This is a genomic window from Janthinobacterium sp. HH104, from assembly GCF_001758715.1.
In the GTDB taxonomy this organism is placed as follows: domain Bacteria; phylum Pseudomonadota; class Gammaproteobacteria; order Burkholderiales; family Burkholderiaceae_D; genus Janthinobacterium; species Janthinobacterium aestuarii.
Genome location: NZ_LRIB01000043.1, coordinates 103056 through 123485 on the forward strand (window position 1 = coordinate 103056; position 20430 = coordinate 123485).

Genomic DNA, 20430 nt, shown 5'->3' on the forward strand with positions numbered 1-20430 from the left:
CATTAAACATGATGACCGTCATATTTAATGTGTTGAAGCATGATGGCTATCATGTTTGATGGCCTCAACCCACCCCATACTGAAGAAGGAATGATCATGAATGCAGTTACTACCCAAGGCACGGCCCTCATCACCGGCGCCTCGTCCGGCCTGGGCGCCGTGTATGCGGACCGTCTGGCCGCGCGCGGCTTCGATTTGATCCTCGTGGCGCGCCGGGTCGAGCGCCTGGGCACCCTGGCTGCCTCGCTGGCGGAAAAATATGGCGTGGCCGTGCGCGCCATGGCGGCCGATCTGGCCGCACCGGCCGACCTGCAGCGCGTGGCCGAAGAACTGGCCGGCAACCCTGCCATCACCATGCTGGTGAATAATGCGGGTGTCTCGACCCTGGGCGCCGTGGTGGACTCGCCACGCGAGGGCATTGCAGCGATGGACCAGGTCAACGTGGCGGCGCTGGCGCAACTGACGTACGCCGTGCTGCCGCAATTCAAGCAGCGCAACCGGGGCACCGTCATCAACATCGGCTCCGTGCTGTCCTTCCACATCCTGCCCGTCAGCACGATCTACAGCGCCACCAAGGGCTATGTGATGAATTTCACGCGGGGCTTGCAGCAGGAACTGGCCGGCACGGGCATCACGGTGCAGCTGGTGCTGCCCGCGTCGACGGCGACGGAAATCTGGGAATTGAGCGGCGTGCCGCTGGCACAGCTGGACCAGGCGACCATCATGCGCGCGGAAGATTGCGTCGATGCGGCGCTGGCGGGGCTGGACCAGGGCGAGCTGGTGACCTTGCCTTCGGTGGAAGACCAGGTCTTGTGGGAGCGTTTTGACGCGGCCCGCCTGGCCCTGTTCGCGGGCGCGATGCGCGGCAAGCCGGCATCGCGCTATGGCGTCAAAGCCAGCGATTAAGCGGCGTTGAGCGCCTGCTCCAGGTCTTCGCGCAAGTCGTCGATATGCTCGATGCCCACGGACAGGCGCAGCATGTCTTCGGACACGCCCGCCTTGGCCAGTTCCTCGGGGTTGAGCTGGCGGTGCGTGGTGGACGCCGGATGCGTGGCCAGCGACTTGGCGTCGCCGATATTGACCAGGCGCGTGAACAGCTGCAGGGCGTCGAGCACGCGGGCGCCTGCCGCGCGCGGATCCTCGCCAGCCGCCAGTTTCAGGCCGAAGGACAAGATGCCCGAGGCGCGGCCGTGCATGTATTTTTTCACCAGCGCGTGGTCCGGGTGGTCTTCCAGGCCCGCGTAATTGACCCACGCGACCTTCGGATGCTGTTTCAGGTGTTTGGCCAGGGCCAAGGTGTTGTCGCAGATGCGGTCCATGCGCAGGGCCAAGGTCTCGATGCCCTGGATCAGCTGGAACGCGCTCAAGGGCGAAATCGCGGCACCCATGTTGCGCAGCGGGACGACGCGCGCGCGGCCGATGAAGGCGGCGGGGCCGAACGCTTCCGTGTAGACGACGCCGTGATACGACACGTCCGGCTCGTTCAGGCGCTTGAAGCGTTCCTTGTGCTCGGCCCACGGGAATTTGCCGCTGTCGACGATGGCGCCGCCCACGGTGGTGCCGTGGCCGCCCAGGTATTTTGTCAGCGAATGGACGACGATGTCGGCGCCATGCTCGATGGGGCGGAACAGATAGGGGCTGGGCACCGTGTTATCGACGATCAGCGGGATGCCGTGCGCGTGCGCGATTTCGGCCAGTTTCGCTACATCGGTGACATTGCCCAGCGGGTTGCCGATCGATTCGCAGAAGATGGCCTTGGTGCGCGCATCGATCAGGGCGGCGAAGGTCTCCGGCTGGCGCGCGTCGGCGAAGCGCACTTCGATGCCGATCTGCGGCAGGGTGTGGGCAAACAGGTTGTAGGTGCCGCCATACAGCTGGCTGGCGGAGATGAAATTGTCGCCCGCTTCGGCAATCGTCTGGATCGCATAGGTGATGGCCGCCATGCCCGACGCCACGGCCAGCGCGGCCACGCCGCCTTCCAGCGCGGCGACCCGTTTTTCCAGCACGTCCTGCGTGGGGTTCATGATGCGCGTATAGATATTGCCTGCCACCTTGAGGTCGAACAGGTCGGCGCCATGCTGGGCATTGTCGAAGGCGTAGGCCACCGTCTGGTAAATGGGGACGGCGGCCGCCTTGGTGGTCGGGTCGGGGGTGTAGCCAGCGTGCACGGCCAGGGTTTCGATTCTCATGTGGTCTCCGGTTTCAATAATCTGTGTGGTGAAATCCGCAGCCATTGTGCCATGCGACCATTAGCGCGTTGCTACGCTTGATAGAATATTAAGTCATAAGCTAGTGCGGTCTTGATATAAGTCATGCAGCTCCGCCGGTCCGATGAAACGTTCATGCGTGCCATGCTGGGCGCAGGCAAACGCGCCGCCGATGGCGCCGCGGCGCATGGCGGCGTCGATGCCTGCACCATCGAGCCAGGCATGCAAAAAGGCGGCGACAAACGAGTCGCCGGCGCCATTCGTGTCCACCACGGGCAGCGTCAAGCCCGCCGTCGGATAGTGGCGCACGGACGCGCCGTTCCGTTCCAGCAGGTAGGCCCCATCCGCGCCCGCCATGGCGATGACGGCTTGCGCGCGGCCTTCCGAAATAATCGCGTGCATGACGTCGTCCCGGCGCTCGCCCAGCGCCGCCGTGCTGAGAAAGACCAGGTCGGCGCGCAGCGCAAAGACTTTGTGGTGCGGGTTGACGCCATCCCAGTCGTGCAGGTCGGTCGATACCGTCGTGCCGCATACCTGCGCATCGTCAAACAGCTCGGCCACCCAGCCCATGATGGAAAAGTGCGCGTGGCGCGCCGGTCCCAGATAGGGCAGATAGAAGGCGGCAGGCATGCGCACGTCTTCCGGATGGCGCCCGTCATACAGCGACAGCCGGCGTCCTTGCGGATCGACCAGGTTGACGCTGCGCCGCGTGCCCGAAGGTTCGACGATGTGCGAGAAATCGAGTTTGGCTTCCTTGTAGCGCCGGAGGATGGCCGCGCCTTGCGCATCGTCGCCGATGAAGTCGATGAACTTGCAGCGCAAGCCCAGCGCGTGGCAACCGAGCGCCACGCCATTGCCCGTGTGCGCCACGTAGTCGCGGATGGGCGGCACGTGCAGCGAGTCGGCCACGGGCAATTGCAGGTCGGGGACGCGCACGATGGTATCGATGCCGGCGCCGCCGACCACTAAGATGTCATAGCTGCTCATGGTGCTGCCTTTTCTAACAGGACGGTGCCGGCCGCGTTCACGGCGACGGTGCCATTTTTTACCAAATAGGTTTGATTCGTGTAGGCGTCGCGCAGATGGGCGCCATCGGCGAACACGCCGTGTACTTTGAGTTCGAGCGCGCCTTGCGCCTCGGGCACGGCGATGATGGCGTCATCCTGCATCACGCGGGCGAACGCATACGGCTTGTCGTTGATGAACCGGTGTTCGCCGCGTGCCAGGGCAGGGTGGCGCAGCCGGAACTGGCCCAGCTTGCGTGCATGGGCCAGGGTGGCCGCATCGAGCGTCTTCCAGTTCATGTCGGAGCGTGTCGCCTGCTGTTCGTCGCCGACAGGCGCCGTGCCAGGCTGGCGCGCGCTTTCATCGCCGTAGAACAGCTGCACGCCGCCCGGCGCCAGCAGCAGGACGGACAAGCCATGTTTCAGCCGGTCGCGTGGGAACAGGCTGGTGTCGTGCGACGAGATATACGACAGGATGTCGTAGCGGGGACCCGAGGCTTTGTTCAGCAAGCCCGCGTACTGGCGGTACACGCCATCGATGCTTTTCCAGTCGCCGCCCGCGCGATTCTGGAAATCGAAATTGATCATCGAGTCGAATCCCGCGTCATGCCAGCTGCTGCGCTCGGGGCCATGGCCCCACGCTTCGCCCGTCATCCAGAATGGTGCGTCGTCGATTTTCTGCTGCGGGTGGCGCGCCTTCCAGTCGGCCAGGGCATCGGTGGCCGCCGCGCGCAGGGCCAGCCAGCTGGCCGGCTCCACGTGCTTGACGGTGTCGGCCCTGAAACCGTCGACGCCGAATTCGCGCACCCAGTCGGCCAGCCAGTGGACAAGGTAGCCGCGCACGGTGGTGTCGGGCAGGGCCACGGCGCGTGTGTCGCTTTTACGTTGCAGGATGGGAGGCAAGCCCACGGCCTTGCCGCTTTCCGTGCGGAAGTCGGGCAGGTAGGCCAGCTGCATCGTGAAATCATCTTTGCCGCCGTCCGGGTAGCCGGGCAAGCCCGCGCGCACCCAGTCCGGACCCCACCATTGCTTGAATTCGAAGTTGTTGTAGTCGATGAAGCTGTGATAGTCGCGCAGCACGGCTTTCTCATGACCGGGCCACAGCACGGGCACCTTGTACTGCGCCAGGGTGCGCAGGTCCGCATAGCCGGGATGGTTCAGCACCACGTCGAACAGCACGCGGATGCCTTGCGCATGGGCCGTATTGATCATTTCGCGCAATTCCTCGCGCGTGCCCATGTTGGCGTCCATCGTCGTGTAGTCGAGCGCCCAGTAGCCGTGGTAGGCGTAATGCTGGAATTGCTGCTTGCCGCCCACCACCCAGCCGTGTATCTGCTCGTACGGCGCCGTGATCCACAGCGCGTTGACGCCCAGTTCCCTGAAATAGCCGGCCTTCAGCTGCTGCGTGATGCCGGCGATGTCGCCGCCGTGGAAGCTGCCGACGTCGCCGCCTTGCGGGTCGGCGGCGCGGCCATAACTGTGGTCGTTGCCGGGATTGCCGTTGGCGAAACGGTCTGTCACGGCGAAGTAGACAATCGGATTCTCGGCAAAGCTCCCTGCCTGCGCCGAAGCGCACAACAGCAGGGCGGCCAGCGTAGTCAGGGTGCGCCGCATGGTCAGCCCTTCACGCCGCCAGCCGTGAGGCCGGAGATCATCCATTTTTGCGCCAGCAGGAACACGGCCGTGATGGGCAGGCCGGACAAGATGGCTGCCGCGGCGAAGTCGCCCCACAGGTATTTTTGCTCGTACAGGAACAGCTTGGAGCCGACGGCCAGGGTCAGGTTGTTCTGTTCATGCAGCAGCACGGAAGCGATCGGGTACTCGATGATGGCGCCGATGAACGACAGCAGGAACACCACCATCAGGATGGGCACCGTCATCGGCAGCAGCACGTAGACGAACGCTTGCCATTGCGTGGCGCCGTCGACCTTGGCCGCTTCCTCGATCTCGATGGGGATGGTTTGATAGTAGCCCTTGATGGTCCAGATATGCAGGGCGATGCCGCCCGTGTAGGCCAGCACCAGGCTGCCATGGTGGTCGATGCCCAGCCATGGCACGTAGCTGCCCAGCACGTCGAAGATGGCGTAGATGGCCACCAGGGCCAGCACGGCGGGGAACATCTGCAGCAGCATCAGCGCGGACAGCGTCTGCGACTTGAAGCGGAACTGCATGCGCGCGAACGCATACGCGCAAGTGGTCGACAGCAGCACGGTGACGGTGGCGCTCATGCTGGCCACCTTGATGGAATTCCACAGCCATAGCAGCACAGGGAAATCCGGTTCGACGAGGGCACCGTTGGGCGCCTGGTAGGACATGCCCAGCGCCAAACGCCAGTGCTCGAAGCTGATCTCGGGCGGGATCAAGCTGCCCGAGGCGAAATTGCCGGGCCGCAGGGAGATCGACAAGATCATCAGGAAGGGGAACATCACCAGCGCGATCAGCGCGATCACGGCGACGTGGGCCGCCAGGATGCGCCAGCGGTTGGAACGGTCGACAACGATAGCCATGGCTGTCCTTTATGCTTTGTTCATGCGCGTCAGGCGCATGTTGACCAGCGAAATCGCGGCCACGAGGAAGAAGATCAGGGTCGAGATGGCGGCAGCCAGGCCAAAGTTCTGGCCGGAATCCTCGAACGCGATGCGGTAGGTGTAGGACACGAGCAAGTCCGTCGTGCCGGCTGGCAAGGTGGTGTCGAGGAAATCGGGGCGCCCGCCCGTCAGCAAGCTGATCAGCACGAAATTATTGAAGTTGAAACCGAGGCTGGCCACCATCAGCGGCGTGAGCGGCTTGATGATCAGCGGTAACGTGATCTTGAAGAAATTCGTCAGCGGTCCCGCGCCGGCCAGGGCCGAGGCTTCATACAGATCCGATGGAATCGCCTTGATCAGGCCCATGCACACCACCATCATGTAGGGGTAGCCGAGCCAGGTGTTGACGATCAAAATCATGGCCTTGGCCAGGGTGGTGTCCGAGAACCAGGCGGGCTTGATGCCGAACAGGGCGTCGAGCACGAGGTTGATCTCGCCAAAGTTGTTATTGAACAAGCCCTTGAAGACGAGGATGGAAATGAAACCCGGCACGGCGTACGGCAGGAACAGCAGGGTGCGGTACAGGCCGCGGAAGCGCAGCGCATCCCAGTTCAGGAGCACTGCCAGCACCATGCCCAGGCCCGTCGTCGTGGCCACGCTGATCAGGGCGAAAACGATGGTCCACACAAAAATGCGCAGGAAGGGGCCGCGGAACGCTTCATCGGAGAAAATCTTGACGAAGTTGGCGAAGCCCACGTTCACCTTGAAGCCCGGTTCCAGTTTCGTGCCGTCCGGCATTTCATAAAAGCCCGTCTTGAAATTTGACGTCACCAGTTCGCCCGTGGCGATCTTCTTCAGGGTCTTGTCGGGCAGTTGCTTGTAGACGTGCGCGACGGGACCGAATTCGCGCAAGCCCACCATGCGCAGCTCGATCTTGTTCGGCAGCACGAGGGTGAGCAGCTTCAAATCCTTTTGCAGGGCGATGATGTCCTTGATGCCCAGAGGCGCGGCCAGCACGGGCGCCTGCACGGGATCGATCGGCGCCACTTCCACGTTCAGGGGCACGGCGCGCTTCAGGGCCAGCGGCTGCGTCAAGAGCACTTCGCCCGTGTCCGGGCTTTCCAGGCGCAAGCGGTATTCCTTGTTGTCGGCATGCACGGTCATCGCATAGCCGGCGCTTTCCACCCGCTGCGTTTCGTCGAGCAAATATTGCGTGGCCCGTTCATAGGTGAGCAGGTTGCGCGAACTGAAATTGGTAAAGCCGATCGACACCGTGTACACCATCGGCAGCAGCACGAAGACGATGACCGCCGTGATGCCGGGAAACAGGTAACGGTAGGCATAGGCACGCGGCGACGTGAAGACAAACGTCGTCAGGGTCAGCAAGCCGAGGAAAACGGCGGCCAGCATGGTCTGGCCGGAAATGTACAACATGAAGAGCAGATACAGACCCAGCGCCATGCTGATGGTCAATACCGTAGGGCCGATAAACTTGCGCACGATGGATACCTGTGAAGATGGATGCTGGATGAAGGCGTTGTGGTGTAGGTCGGATTAGGCCCAAAGGGCCGTAATCCGACAACATTGTTGGCTGCACATGTCGGATTACGCGCAAGCGCTAATCCGACCTACGCGAAGTTACGTGATGCAGCGCGACATTGATTAATTCGCCGTCGTAATCCGCTTCGCCGCCGCATCCAGGCCATCCTTGGTCGTCTGGCGGCCTTGCGTGATGTTTTCCAGCGCCGATTGCATCGACGACCAGAAGCGGCCCATTTCCGGGTTGTTCGGCATCGGGCGGCCAGCTTGCGCGCTTTCCATCGTTGCCTGGATGTTCGGATTGGCTTTCAGTTCCGCGAACAGCACCTTGTTGGCTGGCGTGCCCAGCGGGACGTCGGCGTTGATGGTTTTCAGGCCATTGAGCTGCAGCATCTGGTTTTCCAGGAATTCTGTCGCCAAATCTTTGTTCGGGCTGGCCTTGGAAATCATCGCGCCCAGCACGCCCACGAATGGCGTGGCCGTCTTGCCTGCGACGGTAGGGATCGTTGCCACGCCGAAATTGATCTTCGACTTGCGCGCATTGTCCCACGACCATGGGCCGTTGATCATCATGGCGATCTTGCCCTGGTTGAAGCCCGCTTCCATCTCGGCGTAGCCGGCACCCTTCGGCATGGCGCCGCTGTTGATCAGGGTCATCAGTGCATTCACGCCCGCCTGCGAGCCGGCATTGTTCACGCCCGTCTTGGCTGCATCGTAGCGGCCGTCGGACTTGACTTCAAACGGGAAGCCGCCGCCCGCGCCCAGCAATGGCCACGTGAAATAGGTATTCGTGTAATCCCACAAGATGGCTTTCTTGCCTTGCGCGGACAATTTCTTGTCCAGTGCGGCGATTTCCTCGAAGGTTTTTGGCGGCGTTGGCACCAGGTCCTTGTTGTAGACGAGGGCGACGGCTTCGATGGAGATCGGATAGCCCCAGGTCTTGCCGCTCACCGTAAAGGCGTTCCAGGCCAGCGGCAGGATGGCGGCGCGCGCTTCTTTGCTTGGCGTCAATGGTTGCAGCAAGCCGGCGTCGATCCAGGTGCCGATGCGGTCATGCGGCCAGATCCAGATGTCCGGACCCTTGCCGGCGGCGGCCGCTTGCTGGAATTTGTTCGGCGCATCTTCCGGATGCTCGACGACGACCTTGATGCCCGTCTTCTTGGTGAATTCTTCGCCGACCTTGGCCAGGCCCTTGTAGCCTTTGTCGCCATTGATCCAGATCAGCAGGGTGCCTGCTTCGGCCGCGTTCGCCATGCTGACGGCGGCCAGGTTGCCGATGCCGGCCAGGGCGGCGGCGATCAGGGTGGTTTTGATGAAGCTGCGTTTCGGATGCGTGAAGGACATGTCAATCTCCAGTGTCTTTTTTTATGCTAAGTTTATGTTGAGTATCAAGGCTGAAACGATACAACCAGGCCAGGCGGCGCCTGTAGCGCCTGGCCCCTTAAAGCCGGGGTGTCAGGTACGGGTCTGGCCGTGCTCGTCGAACACGTGGACGCGGGCCGGCGCCACCTGCAGCGCCACGGATTGGCCAATGGCCCAGTCCGTTTCCGCATCGGCGCGCACCACCAGCGGCTCGTCGCCGCCTGCTACGTGCACGTACAGATAGCTGATGTCGCCCAGTTTCTCCACGGCCTGCACGGTGGCCGTGATGGCGGCCGTGGCGCCGGGTGCGCAAGCCTGCACGTGTTCGGGACGCGCGCCGACGGTGACGGGGGTGCCGCTGGCCAATGGCTGCGTCAAGACGGCTTGCAGCATGCCGCCCGCGTTGGTGGCGATGGTGGCCACGCCGTCGGCATAGCTGTGGATCTTGCCCTTGAGGAAATTCATGCGGGGCGAACCGAGGAAGCCAGCCACGAACAGGTTGGCGGGGTGGTGGTACAGCTCGAGCGGTGCGCCCACCTGTTCGATGCGGCCCGCGTTGAGCACGACGATGCGGTCGGCCAGGGTCATCGCTTCGACCTGGTCATGCGTGACGTAAATCATGGTCGAGCGCAATTCGCGGTGCAAATTCGCCAGTTCGATGCGCATCTGCACGCGCAGCGATGCGTCGAGATTGGACAGCGGTTCGTCAAACAGGAAGACGTCAGGCTTGCGCACGATGGCGCGGCCGATGGCCACGCGCTGGCGCTGGCCGCCCGACAAGTCTTTTGGTTTGCGCTCGAGCAAAGGTTCGATGCGCAGGATCTGCGCGGCGCGCTGCACGGCGTCGGCGATCTGCACCTTGCTCATGCCGGCCAGTTTGAGACCGAAGGCCATGTTCTGCGCCACGCTCATGTGCGGGTACAGGGCGTAGCTCTGGAACACCATGGCGATGCCGCGCTTGGCGGGCGGCACGTCGTTCATGCGCGTCTTGCCGATGAACAAGTCGCCGCCGCTGATTTCTTCCAGGCCGCAGATGCTGCGCAGCAAGGTGGATTTTCCGCAACCCGACGGGCCCACGAAGACCATGAATTCGCCATCGGCGATCTCCAGGTCGATGCCGTGCAGGGTTTGCACGTCGCCATATGCCTTCTTCAGGCCTGTTAACTTCAGTCCAGCCATGTCTTCCTCACTATGTCAATCCGTCCTCGCTGATGCGCGGGGCTCGTTATTGTAATTGGCGGCATGGCCGCCAAAGCCTGCGATTTACGCCAGGGTGCCGAACCAGCCGCCATGCGGGGGCAGGCTGAGCTGTTGGTTATCTTTACTACCTGGCAAGCCGTGACCGGCAAGATCGGCCGCTGCCGCCGCGTCCGGCCAAGTGAAGGTGACGGCCTCGGTGCCCAGGTTGAAGGCAGCCAGCACGGACGGTTGGCCGGGCAAGTCGCGGCGCAGGGCCAGCACAGGTTCCGGTGCATCGAAGAAGACGATATCGCCGCGCAGCAATTGCGGCAGGGTGCGGCGCCAGGCGAGGATGTTCTGCGCAAAGCGCAGCGCCGAGCCGCTATCGTGTTCTTCCACGTCAGCGGCGCGCGCCAGGTGTTCCGGCGGCACGGGCAACCACGGCGTGGTGGTGCTGAAGCCGCCATGCGGCGCTTCGGCCACCCATGGCATCGGCGTGCGGCAGCCGTCGCGGCCCTTGAACTGGGGCCAGAACGGGATGCCGTACGGGTCTTGCAGCGCTTCGAAAGGAATGTCCGCTTCCGTCAGGGCCAGCTCGTCGCCCTGGTACAGGCACGGCGTGCCTTTCAGCGCCGCCTGCACGGCCAGCACGACCTTGGCCAGCGAGGGCGATGGGTTCTCGCCGCCCCAGCGCGTCATGACGCGCACGCTGTCGTGGTTGCCCACGGACCAGGAAGCCCAGCCGTCGGCCACTTGCGCTTCGAATTCTTCCACTTGCTTGCGGATGTGCGCGGCCGAAAACTCCGCCGTCAGCAAGTTGAAACTGTAGGCCATGTGCAGCTTGTCGGCGCCCGTATAGGCAGCCATGGTGGCCAGCGCATTGTCGTCGCCCACTTCGCCGATGGAAACGGCCTTGTATTCATCGAGCACGGCGCGCACGCGCTGCAGGTAGGCGATGTTTTCCGGCTGCGTCTTGTCGTACACGTGCGCTTGCATGCCGTACGGGTTGATGGCCGACACGCTGCTCGCGTCGCGCTGCGCGGCTGGCGGATTATCGCGCAGCAATTGATCGTGATACGGGAAGTTGCAGGAATCGAAGCGGAAGCCGTCGACGCCGCGCTCGAGCCAGAAGCGCAGGTTGTCCAGCTGGGCCTGCTGTACGGCCGGATTGTGGAAGTTCAGGTCGGGCTGGCTGACGAGGAAATCATGCAGGTAATACTGGCCGCGGCGCGGCTCCCATTGCCACGCGGAACCGCCGAACACGGACAGCCAGTTGTTCGGCGCCGTGCCGTCCGGCTTCTGGTCGGCCCACACATACCAGTCGGCCTTGGGATTGTCGCGGCTCGAGCGGCTTTCCACGAACCACGGATGGTTGTCGGACGAGTGCGACAGCACTTGGTCGATCATCACTTTCAAGCCCAGTTCATGGGCGCGTGCCACGAGGCGGTCGAAGTCGGCCAAAGTACCAAACATCGGGTCGACGTCGCAGAAATCGGCCACGTCATAGCCGAAGTCTTTCATCGGCGACGTGAAGAAGGGCGAGATCCACACGATGTCGGCGCCCAGGGCGGCGATGTAGTCGAGCTTGGAAGTAATGCCGGGCAAGTCGCCGATGCCGTCGCCATTGCTGTCGAGGAAGCTGCGTGGATAGACCTGGTAGATGACGGCGCTGCGCCACCAGTCGGCGGGCAGGTGGGCAAGATTGTTCTGGATGGTCGGCATGAATGATTTCTTAAAAGTTGCCTGTAGCCGTGGCTATCAGGGCGGCGCTGCTGGTTGGTAGGCGAACGTCTTATTTTAAAATTCAAAGCGCTTTGGGTATGAAATGAGTATAGTTCAAAGCGCTTTGAAAAGTAAAGCGATACACGCTCCAGACATACGATTTTTTTATGAGGGTGATTCAGCACAACAAGGTGGCGCCGCCGGCCAGGCGGCCAGCGGTGCAGGGGCGGCGGAAAACGCCTAGTTCGGCACGGGGCCCGCCGACTCGCCCGGCAGCAGTTCGCACGGCCACAGTTCCTGCAAATCGGTGACGGGCGTGCCGTCCATCAGGGCCAGCAGCATGTTGATCATTTTTGCTCCTGCGCCGCGCGGGTCGGGCTGGACGATGGTAGTGACGTTGTGGCCGGCCAGGGAATCTTCCATCACGCCCCAGACGATCAGCGACATCTCGCGGCCGATGCTGATGCCCGCGTCGAGCAGGGCGCGCACGGCGCCCACGCCCGACATGTGGTTATCGACGATAACGGCGGTAGGGCGGGGCGAGCGGGCCAGCAGGCGCTGCATGGCCTGGTAGCCGGCGCGGCGGTCGTGGGCGTTGTCGACCAGGTTGTCCGGGTCGACGGCCAGGCCGCCCGCCTGCATGGCGTGCTGGAAACTCTCGACGCGCTGGCGCACGAAGTTCAAGTCCGGCGTTGCGCTGATCAGGCCGATGCGCTGGTGGCCCAGCTGCGCCAGGCGCTCGACGGCCAGGCGCATGCCCGCCTCGTTGTCGTAATCGAACCAGGCGTGCGGCTGGTTCAGCTGCGTGCGGCCATGCGCGACAAACGGCATGCCCTGCTGCGCCAGGTAGGCGATGCGCTCGTCGAACGGCTTTGTACGGCCAACGATCAGGCCGTCGATGCGGCGCCCTTTGACCATGCGTTCATAGGTGTGGAATTCATTGGTGGCCGAAGCGGGCGCGATCATCATGTCCATCTGCTGCGCTTCCAGCGCTTCCGACATGCCGCCCACGATGTCGATGAACATGGGGTCGGCCAGGTCGTTCGGCATCAGCGGGTAGATGATGCCGACGATATTCGTGCGCCCCACGGCCAGGCTGCGCGCCATGGGATTGGGACGGTAGCCGGCCGCCTGCGCGGCGGCCAGTACCCGCTCGCGCGTGCGTTCGCTTACTTCCGGATAGCCATTCAAGGCGCGGCTGACGGTGGTTTCGGATATTCCTAGCGTTTTGGCGAGATTTTTGAGGTTCATGGATGCTGCAGTCGGGGTGGGTCGGGAGCGGTGCGGTGCCGTGCAATGCAGGGTAGTTTATCTGATAAATGCCGGAATGATCAGAGGTATGGCAAGCGGCGGCGGCGCCCAAAAAAATACGCGGGCAAACCCAGGGGCGCCCGCGCTAAAAGAGGATACTGCTGAATCACTACATTGAAGCTGCCGGCCATCGCGTGCAGCGGCGAAATGGTGGGTCCGGTTACTACCTGCCCCTGAATGAGCGGGCGGTGCTGCTGCCACTGGCTGGCGCCTTGCGGCGTCAGCCAGTGTCGGATGCCTCTGATCAATAAAGAGCGCCTGATAAAACGTTCAGGGCAAGGCGCACGGTCGCAGACAGTACGCTAGTACGGCAAGACCGTGCAACGCCGCCATGGACGTTTTTCAGAAGCTCTTACCACCACGACTCGACCTGGAAACCGACCGAGCTGCCGTTGGTCTTGCCACCAAACACGCCCGTCGACGACAGCGCCGATTCCGCGGCGGCGGCCGACTGGGCTGCCTTGTTCCATTTGGCGTAGGTGTAGAAGGCGCGCAGCACGGGACGCGACCAGAAGCTGTTGCCGGCCGACAGTTGCGGCGCGAAGGTCAGCTTGGTCAGGTTGCGGCTCTCGCCGCCTTCCGGCTTGACGATGTCGTGGCCCAGTTCCACGGCCAGGCTGTAGTTGTCCGTGAAGTGGTAGACGGGACGCGCGCCGATCGATGTCCATTTGCTGCTCACGCCTGCCGTTTCCTTGTCTTCGTAGACGAAGGTGCCCATGCCCGACCACGCGCCTTTGGGCTGGATCATGATCTGTTCCGTCAGGCGCACGACCTTGTCATCCTTGCCGGCGCCCAGGCTGAAGCCGCCCGTGTTGGCGGCGCTGCCTTTGCCGTACTGCAATGCCACCTTGTTGAAGCCGCCCAGCAGATTGCCTTGCGTATGCATGATGGTCAGCAAGTGGCCGCTGGCGATGGGGGCCGCGCCTTGCGCGTTGCGTTTCTGGTTGAATTGCAAGCCCAGGGTCAGTTCGCCATCGGGGTTGACCTTGATGCCGGAGAAGCGCAAGTCGTGCGACAGGCCCATGCGATTGCTGTCGCCATCGTCGGCCGTGCGCACGATGGCGTAGGCCAGCTTGGCGGCGCCCAGGTCGATGTTTTCCAGGCCGGCGCCCGGGCCGCTGTTATTCCAGAAGTAGTAATCGGTGATGTGCACGTCCTGGCGGTCATAGTAGCGCTTGCCGACCCAGGCGCGCGCTTCGGCGAAGGCGCCCGTGCCGATCTTGTCGGCGACCACGTTCATTTCACGCCACGCCGGGTCCGATTGCTCCCAGTCCTGGTTCTGATTGACGGAAAACGCCACCAGGGTATTGATGCGGAAAGTGGTGCCGTTGGCTGCCTTGAAGGCTTCGCCGCCGAATTTCAGCTCGCCGTAGGTTTCGCACTCATTGCCCAGACGATACTTGGACGATGCGCCAGCCAGGCCGAAACACGCTTCCTTGCCGCCTTCGCTGCTGGTGCCGAAGCCCGAACGGATGTAGCCGCCGAAGTCGATCGGCAGGGCGGCCTGGGCCGACGCGCTCAAGGCCATGAGCACTGCCGCTGGCAACGCTTTCAAGAAAAATTTGTTCATTGTGTCTCCAGTGTTTTTATAGGTGTGGGATTAGCGCGCGTAATTTCGCACAACCAAAGCGCTTTAGTTATGTTTCAAAGCGCTTTGAGTATAGTTCAAAGCGCTTTGATCAGTAAACTAGTTTTATTCCTTGAAACTTTTGAGGTGTTGCGGAGAAACATCAGGGACGGCGGCGCGTGGGCGCCGCCGTGTACGGCAGGAGGAACGGTGATGGTCGTGACTTATTGCTGCGCCTTGCAGGCGGGCAGGGCGGTCGTGTCCGTTGGCACGGCCGCCGGATGACGCAGGAAGGCCAGGATCAGCAAGGCCGAGGCCGTCGTAATGCTGGCCAGCACATACAGCAAGTGGCGGAAGGCGGCGCCATACGCTTGCGCCAGTTCGGCGGCGCCGGCCTGCGGCAACAGAGCGCCCGCATGGCGTAATTCTCCCAGCGCCAGGAAGGGCGCCGCCAGCGCCGCCTGCTCCGTGGCGAGGCCGGGCACCTTGCCCAAGGCCGCCATCGTGAGCGTACCGAGCAGCGCGCTGACGATGGCCAGCGCCAGGCCTTCACCCGCCACGCGCGTCGTATTGAAGATGCCGGCCGCCATGCCGGCCCGCTCGACGGGCACGACGCTGATGGCCAGGCCATCCATCAAGCCCCACGGCAGACTGATGCCGCAGCCGATCAGCAGCAGCGGCCCGATCAAGGTAACGGGCGGTTGGCCCGGCGCACAAGTGGACAGCCACAGCAAGCCGCCCGCCGCCAGCAGCAGTCCGGTGGCGCAAATGTGCGCGGCGGCGATGCGCTGCGCCGCCATGCCGGCCAGGATCGGCAGCACCAGCATGGGCGCCGACAGGGCGATCATCATGCGTCCCGCCTCCAGCGCGCTGTAGCCTTCGATGCCGATGAAGCGGGCCGGCAGCAATACCAGCAGCACGACAAAGGAAAACGCGGGCGCGGCCGCCAGCAATTGCACACCGGCAAAGGCGGGCAGGCGGAACAGGGTCAAGTCCAGCATGGGGCGCGACGCGCGCCGCTCCACGCGGATGAACACGCCCAGCAGCAAGGCCGCGCCACCGAGCAGCCCCAGGCTGGCGGCGCTGCCCCAGCCACTATCGGGCGCCTGCAGCAAGCCATAGGTAAACAAGGACAGGGCACCGGTAAACGTCAGGGCGCCGGGCCAGTCGACACCTTGCGCCTGCGGGTCGCGCGATTCGCGCATGGCGCGCGCGGCGGCCAGCAGGGCGGCCAGGCCGGCCGCGGCCGTGGCCGCAAAAATGGCGCGCCAGCCCGTGTGCGTGATCAAGGTGCCTGCCAGGAAGGGGCCGAAGGCCAGACCTACGCCGAAGGCCGTGCCGATCAGGCTGAAGGCGCGCGCACGGGCGGGGCCGTCGAATTCCTGCGCCAGGGCCGCCAGTCCGCTCGACAGGGCCATGGCGCAACCGAGGCCCTGGACGGCGCGCAGCACGTCGAGCCACACAATGCCGGGCGCGGCCGCCAGTGCCAGCGCGGCGGCGGAAAACACGGCCATGCCCAGCAGGAACACGCGCTTGCGGCCATAGCGGTCGGCCAGCGCGCCGGCCACCATCAGGCAGCCGCCAAAACTGAGCATGAAGGCATTCGTGATCCACGCCAGCGCCAGCGGCGTGCCGTGCAGGTCGGCGGCGATGGCGGGAATGGCGATGGCCGGCCCCGTAAAACTGAGCGGCATGCACAGCGCGGCCAGGCAGACGGCTGCCAGCACCAGCGTGCGCCGTGCAGTCGCTGGTTCCGGGGCTTGCGCGGGAAGATTCGTATCCATGGGAATGATTCCAGAAAGAGGGAATCCGATGATAATATGGACGTAATCTGTGAAAAAGTGGTTGAAAATCCGCTCATAACGGACAAATATTCCCTAATAGAGACAGCGAGGTCGCATGGATAATCTGAATGGCATTGCCGCCTTCGTGCGCGCGGCGGAAACTTCCAGCTATGTGGCGGCCGGGCGGCTGCTCGGTGTGTCGGCCTCGGCCGTGGGCAAGAGCGTGGCGCGGCTGGAAGAAAAGCTGGGTGTGCGCCTGCTCAACCGCAGCACGCGGCGCATCAGCCTGAGCAACGAGGGCGCGCTGTTCTACGAGCGTTGCCAGCGCATCCTTGCCGACCTCGGCGATGCCGAGGCGGAACTGTCGCACCTGGCAGAAGCGCCGCGCGGCAAGCTGCGCGTCAGCCTGCCCGTGATCGGCTACCGCATCATCCTGCCCTTGCTGGCCGAGTTTACGCGGCTGTACCCGGAGATCGAACTCGACCTCGATTTCAACGACCGCCTCGTCGACGTGGTGGCCGAAGGCGTGGACGTGGCCGTGCGCAGCGGTACGCTCACCGATTCGCGTCTGATGGCGCGCGAACTGGGGCCGTTTGCCTTTGCCATCGTCGGCTCGCCCGCGTATTTCGCCCGCCATGGCGTGCCGGCCACGCCGCGCGCGCTGGAAGAGCACGCTTGCGTGCGCTACAAATTTCCCACCACGGGCAAGTTGCAGGAATGGGCATTGCAGCGCGCCGAGGGCGACAGCGGCGGGGAGTTGCGCTTGCCGACCGCCTTGACTTGCAACAATATCGAAGCCTTGATCGGCGCCGCCACACAGGGTGTGGGCCTCGCCTATCTGCCTGACTTTATCGTGCGCGACGCCATCGCGCGCGGCGAACTGCAAGCCGTGCTGACCGGCTACTTGCTGCACTCGAGCAAGTTCTGGGTGCTGTGGCCGTCAAGCCGCCACCTGTCGCCGAAGATTCGCGTCTTTGTTGACCATTTGTGTACCTACTTGCATTTCTCTTCACTCCCTCCCGGCCCCGCGCCACTCCCTTGATGCCCCTGGCCGCCGCGCTGGCGGCTGCTTGGGGAATATTCCTACCCTAAAGCGATTAATCCTAACGCCGCCGAATTTATATTTGCTGCACCGCATCAAGCTATGCCGCACGGCATCAACTTATACCCTTTCTGAATACCCATCATTCGTTATGGAAATTGCCATAAGGAATTTATTTATGTTAATTTCATATCTGTTTCTGCAACATTGCATCGGCTCGCCGCTTGCGGGGACATGGGCAGGATTAGGCGCCATCAGCGCGTAGTAACCAACAATTAAGGGATGATAGTCCCGTTCCGTTCAGGGAGTGTGCATGAAGACAGTCACGACGACACCGCCGGATCCGGCATCAGCCGCGACAGCGAAACCGGCCCGCAAAACGGGTTTGCTGCTCGGTGGCGGTGCACCAAATTCCACTTTGATCGCCGGTGCCCTGGCCGCGTTTCTCGATGAGGGCATCGAATTCGACGTCATTTCCGCCTCGGGCGCCGGTGTGTTGATGGGCTTGCTTTACACGACGCCGCACGAAGCCACGCCGCGCCAGGCCTTGCAAAGCTGGGCCGACACGGGCGTGGCCGACAGCATCTACAAGATGATCCCGATCAACTACAAGGTCTTCCAGAAGCCGGGCATGCATGCGAGCACTTTCCGCGATGCCTTCCAGCCGCCGGCCAACAATCCTTTTTTTCAGGCGTTCCAGCAAACGTTTGCGGGCGTGCCCACGGCCTGGTCGGACTGGGGCAAGCTGATGGTGTCGTCGCTGTCGCCATCGGACCTGTCGGCGAAAAGCCTGGGGCTGTGCGCGCACTTGCCCTTCCTGGAAAAAGCCGTGGATTTTTCCGGCGTGGCGCGCATGCGTCCCGATTTCTACATCAATGCCTACAACCTCAGCGAGCATCGCATGCAAATCTGGGGCAAGCACGAGATCGAACCGATCCACGTGCGTGCGGCCCTGTCGTTTCCCTTCCTGTATGCACCGACGACCATCGCCGGCGACGACTACATCGAAGGCGCGGCGCTCGACACCCTCAATTTCGACCCGTTTATCGAAGGCAAGGGCGAGCACCATGACGCCGACACCCTGGTCATCCTCGACATCCTCGGTGACGAGCGCTTGCTGCGCAAGCCGCGCAACCTGTACGACGCCTGGGTGCGCTCCATCATTACGCCGCTGGTGAAGATTTCCAAGAGCGAGCTGCGCCTGTTTGAGCTCGAGCACAACACGGATGCGCGCACGGGCCAGCCCAAGCGGCGTTTGCTCAAGCTCGACCTGATGGGCGGCATCCCGGAGCAGCACTGGCCCGACACCCTGGACTGGTCCAGTTCGAACATGCAACTGCTGTTCGACGTGGGCCACAAGGCGGGGTTGGCGTTTTGCCGCCAGCATGGCGACTTGCTGCGCCGCGCGCCTGACGCCGCCCCAATGGCGGCCTAGCCGCTAGCAAGCGATCCCCGCCACCTGATCGGCAGCTCTTATCCCGCCTGACCTTGCCAGGCTACCTTTTTACTGTGACACACCATGAATATCACCAAGCAATTAATTCTGACCCTCACCATCGCCTTGCTGGCCCTGCTATTGCTGGGCGCCGGCGGCGCCATCCAGCTGCAGCGCGCCCAGGAGCGTTTTGACACCGTGCAAAACCGTATCATTCCCAGCATCCAGGGCTTGAATGCGGCCAAGGGTTTCCTCGCCGATTCGCGCCTGGCCGGCTACCGCCTGTCCGTGTTCTCGAACCTGGCCGACAAGACGGCGCTGGACAAGGCCGTGGCCGACGCCAACACGAATTTCGACAAGGTCATCGCCACCTACCGCGCCGAGCGCCTGTACGATGCGACGGACAGCAAGATGCTCGACGCCGACCAGGCCGCCATGGAAGCCTACCGCCGCGCGCTGGCGCCATTCTTTGCCGCCGCCTACGCGGGCGACATGGATGGCGTGCGCGCCACCTTGCTCGCCGGCACGCCGCTGGCCATCACGGCCGCCGCCGCGAAAAAGAGCATGGATGACCATATCGCCTACAACAACAAGCTGGTCGACGACGTGAAGGCGGAAAGCCTGGCCGCCTACGACACGGCGTTCAACACCATGCTGGCCGTGCTGGGCGTGGCCGTGCTGCTGACGGGCGCGCTGGCCTGGCATATCTACCGCACCATCAGCGGTGGACTGGGCAATATCGAACATACCCTGGAGCGCGTCAGCGCTTCGCTGGACCTATCCGCCGCCATGCCCGTCGAGCGCATGGATGAAGTGGGCCGCACGGCCACGGCCTTCAACAAGTTCCTCGAGCGCATCGTCGGCGTGATCGCCACCGTGCGCGCTTCGGCCGATACGGTCAGCGTGGCGGCCGCGCAGATTTCCGCCGGCAACGCGGACTTGTCCGTGCGTACGGAACAGCAGGCGTCGTCGCTGGAAGAAACGGCGTCCAGCCTGGAAGAGCTGACCTCGGCTGTACGTCAGAATACGGACAATGCGCGCCAGGCGAATACCCTGGCCGTGTCCGCCTCGGACGTGGCACGCAAGGGTGGCGCCGTGGTGGCGCAAGTGGTGGGCACGATGGGGTCGATCAACGAATCGGCGAAGAAGATCGCCGACATTATCGGCGTGATTGATGGCATTGCCTTCCAAACCAATATTCTGGCGCTGAACGCGGCCGTGGAAGCGGCCCGTGCAGGCGAGCAGGGCCGTGGCTTCGCCGTGGTGGCCACCGAGGTGCGCAACCTGGCGCAGCGCTCTGCGGCTGCCGCCAAGGAAATCAAGGGCTTGATCGAGGATTCCGTTGATAAAGTCAACACGGGCAGCGCGCTGGTCGACCAGGCGGGCGCGACGATGGAAGAAATCGTCGCCAGCATCCGCCGCGTGACGGACATCATGGGCGACATCGCCAACGCCAGCCACGAGCAAAGCGCCGGCATCGAGCAAGTGAACCAGGCCATTTCACAAATGGACCAGGTCACCCAGCAAAACGCGGCCCTGGTGGAGGAGGCGGCCGCCGCCGCATCCTCGCTGCAAGACCGCGCGGTCGAGCTGGTCGACGTGGTGGCCGTGTTCCGCCTGCGTGGCGATGCTCAGGGAAAGGCGTTGAAAGTGGCGGGCGGCTTGCCTGCCCCGGCAGCCGCCACCAGCCGGCGGGTGGCGGGTGGCGCTGCCGGGACGTAGTGCTCGCGGCTAAATCTTTTGACCGCTC

At 63.3% G+C, this 20430-nt stretch carries 15 protein-coding genes; 4 read left to right on the forward strand and 11 right to left on the reverse strand.

All coding sequences use genetic code 11. The features are described 5' to 3' along the window. Window positions 1-96: 96 nt before the first annotated feature. Entirely contained in the window at window positions 97-906 is an 810-nt protein-coding gene (locus JAB6_RS20290; RefSeq protein ID WP_070304406.1) for an SDR family oxidoreductase, read from the forward strand. Here the strand turns inward: JAB6_RS20290 and JAB6_RS20295 are convergent. The 11 genes from JAB6_RS20295 to JAB6_RS20345 form a co-directional block, all read right to left on the reverse strand. Next, complete coding sequence (locus JAB6_RS20295) at window positions 903-2189, reverse strand: O-acetylhomoserine aminocarboxypropyltransferase/cysteine synthase family protein (RefSeq protein WP_070218279.1); 1287 nt, start codon at window positions 2187-2189, stop codon at window positions 903-905. The genes JAB6_RS20290 and JAB6_RS20295 overlap by 4 nt on opposite strands. A gap of 93 nt (window positions 2190-2282) precedes the next feature. Beyond that, a complete protein-coding gene (locus JAB6_RS20300) occupies window positions 2283-3194 on the reverse strand; it encodes a carbohydrate kinase family protein (protein ID WP_070304282.1) in 912 nt (303 codons plus the stop codon). Continuing rightward, window positions 3191-4825 carry an alpha-amylase family glycosyl hydrolase gene (locus JAB6_RS20305; RefSeq protein WP_070304283.1) on the reverse strand — a complete coding sequence of 545 codons (1635 nt, stop codon included), beginning with the start codon at window positions 4823-4825 and terminating at the stop codon, window positions 3191-3193. Before JAB6_RS20305 ends, JAB6_RS20300 begins: the two co-directional genes overlap by 4 nt. A gap of 2 nt (window positions 4826-4827) precedes the next feature. Beyond that, window positions 4828-5718, reverse strand: coding sequence for a maltose ABC transporter permease MalG (gene malG / locus JAB6_RS29085; protein ID WP_034757081.1), 891 nt, complete (start codon window positions 5716-5718; stop codon window positions 4828-4830). A gap of 9 nt (window positions 5719-5727) precedes the next feature. Beyond that, complete coding sequence (gene malF / locus JAB6_RS29090) at window positions 5728-7239, reverse strand: maltose ABC transporter permease MalF (RefSeq protein WP_139143462.1); 1512 nt, start codon at window positions 7237-7239, stop codon at window positions 5728-5730. A gap of 162 nt (window positions 7240-7401) precedes the next feature. Then, the gene (malE, locus tag JAB6_RS20320) at window positions 7402-8622 is read right to left on the reverse strand and encodes a maltose/maltodextrin ABC transporter substrate-binding protein MalE (RefSeq protein WP_051991836.1); all 1221 of its coding nucleotides are present in this window, start codon (window positions 8620-8622) and stop codon (window positions 7402-7404) included. A gap of 111 nt (window positions 8623-8733) precedes the next feature. Continuing rightward, a complete protein-coding gene (locus tag JAB6_RS20325; RefSeq protein ID WP_058047927.1) occupies window positions 8734-9819 on the reverse strand; it encodes an ABC transporter ATP-binding protein in 1086 nt (361 codons plus the stop codon). Between the two features lie 84 nt (window positions 9820-9903). After that, window positions 9904-11541, reverse strand: a complete 1638-nt coding sequence (locus JAB6_RS20330; protein ID WP_051991838.1) for an alpha-amylase family glycosyl hydrolase — start codon at window positions 11539-11541, stop codon at window positions 9904-9906. Between the two features lie 240 nt (window positions 11542-11781). Further along, the gene (locus JAB6_RS20335) at window positions 11782-12792 is read right to left on the reverse strand and encodes a substrate-binding domain-containing protein (protein ID WP_070304284.1); all 1011 of its coding nucleotides are present in this window, start codon (window positions 12790-12792) and stop codon (window positions 11782-11784) included. A 412-nt stretch (window positions 12793-13204) separates the two neighbouring features. Continuing rightward, a complete protein-coding gene (locus tag JAB6_RS20340) occupies window positions 13205-14422 on the reverse strand; it encodes a carbohydrate porin (RefSeq protein ID WP_034757095.1) in 1218 nt (405 codons plus the stop codon). Between the two features lie 221 nt (window positions 14423-14643). Further along, window positions 14644-16203, reverse strand: a complete 1560-nt coding sequence (locus JAB6_RS20345; protein ID WP_070304285.1) for an MFS transporter — start codon at window positions 16201-16203, stop codon at window positions 14644-14646. A 115-nt stretch (window positions 16204-16318) separates the two neighbouring features. On the opposite strand from JAB6_RS20345, the gene JAB6_RS20350 reads away from it, so the two are divergent. The 3 genes from JAB6_RS20350 (at window position 16319) to JAB6_RS20360 (ending at window position 20402) form a co-directional block, all read left to right on the forward strand. Continuing rightward, the gene (locus tag JAB6_RS20350; protein ID WP_070304286.1) at window positions 16319-17245 is read left to right on the forward strand and encodes a LysR family transcriptional regulator; all 927 of its coding nucleotides are present in this window, start codon (window positions 16319-16321) and stop codon (window positions 17243-17245) included. 313 nt (window positions 17246-17558) lie between these two features. Beyond that, window positions 17559-18680: a patatin-like phospholipase family protein gene (locus JAB6_RS20355; protein WP_070304287.1), complete on the forward strand. Its 1122-nt coding sequence runs from the start codon at window positions 17559-17561 to the stop codon at window positions 18678-18680. An 84-nt stretch (window positions 18681-18764) separates the two neighbouring features. Continuing rightward, window positions 18765-20402 carry a methyl-accepting chemotaxis protein gene (locus tag JAB6_RS20360; protein ID WP_083292855.1) on the forward strand — a complete coding sequence of 546 codons (1638 nt, stop codon included), beginning with the start codon at window positions 18765-18767 and terminating at the stop codon, window positions 20400-20402. Window positions 20403-20430 lie beyond the last annotated feature (28 nt).

Coding starts and splice junctions, on each gene's coding strand:
- JAB6_RS20290 (WP_070304406.1), top strand. CDS start 97: ATGAATGCAGTTACTACCCAAGGCACGGCCCTCATCACCGGCGCCTCG.
- JAB6_RS20295 (WP_070218279.1), bottom strand. CDS start 2,189: ATGAGAATCGAAACCCTGGCCGTGCACGCTGGCTACACCCCCGACCCG.
- JAB6_RS20300 (WP_070304282.1), bottom strand. CDS start 3,194: ATGAGCAGCTATGACATCTTAGTGGTCGGCGGCGCCGGCATCGATACC.
- JAB6_RS20305 (WP_070304283.1), bottom strand. CDS start 4,825: ATGCGGCGCACCCTGACTACGCTGGCCGCCCTGCTGTTGTGCGCTTCG.
- malG (WP_034757081.1), bottom strand. CDS start 5,718: ATGGCTATCGTTGTCGACCGTTCCAACCGCTGGCGCATCCTGGCGGCC.
- malE (WP_051991836.1), bottom strand. CDS start 8,622: ATGTCCTTCACGCATCCGAAACGCAGCTTCATCAAAACCACCCTGATC.
- JAB6_RS20325 (WP_058047927.1), bottom strand. CDS start 9,819: ATGGCTGGACTGAAGTTAACAGGCCTGAAGAAGGCATATGGCGACGTG.
- JAB6_RS20330 (WP_051991838.1), bottom strand. CDS start 11,541: ATGCCGACCATCCAGAACAATCTTGCCCACCTGCCCGCCGACTGGTGG.
- JAB6_RS20335 (WP_070304284.1), bottom strand. CDS start 12,792: ATGAACCTCAAAAATCTCGCCAAAACGCTAGGAATATCCGAAACCACC.
- JAB6_RS20340 (WP_034757095.1), bottom strand. CDS start 14,422: ATGAACAAATTTTTCTTGAAAGCGTTGCCAGCGGCAGTGCTCATGGCC.
- JAB6_RS20345 (WP_070304285.1), bottom strand. CDS start 16,203: ATGGATACGAATCTTCCCGCGCAAGCCCCGGAACCAGCGACTGCACGG.
- JAB6_RS20350 (WP_070304286.1), top strand. CDS start 16,319: ATGGATAATCTGAATGGCATTGCCGCCTTCGTGCGCGCGGCGGAAACT.
- JAB6_RS20355 (WP_070304287.1), top strand. CDS start 17,559: ATGAAGACAGTCACGACGACACCGCCGGATCCGGCATCAGCCGCGACA.
- JAB6_RS20360 (WP_083292855.1), top strand. CDS start 18,765: ATGAATATCACCAAGCAATTAATTCTGACCCTCACCATCGCCTTGCTG.